Raw genomic sequence first — 268 nt, forward strand, 5'->3', positions numbered from 1 at the left:
GGGGACCCAGACGATTGATTTTGAGGTCAGTTGTTCGAAGGGCACCTACGTTCGTACCCTGGCGGTCGACCTGGGACGTCAGTTGCAGGTGCCGGCCGTGATGGCCTCGTTGACCCGCTTGAAGAGCGGGGGCTTCACCCTAGATCAAGCCGTGACGTTAGACCAAGTGGCCGCGGCGATGGCCGACGACGACCTGACGACGGTCTTACGGCCCATCGACTACGCCCTGCAGGATTACCCGCACGTGGCGTTGTCCGAGAAACTCTGG

Annotated in this window: 1 pseudogene; it reads left to right on the forward strand. The window is 61.9% G+C overall.

Annotated elements, in window-relative coordinates:
• Positions 1-100: 100 nt before the first annotated feature.
• A pseudogene (gene truB / locus ACX9YW_RS23055) lies at positions 101-268 on the forward strand (tRNA pseudouridine(55) synthase TruB); the annotation flags it as partial.

The organism is Pseudoneobacillus rhizolycopersici (assembly GCF_054786815.1).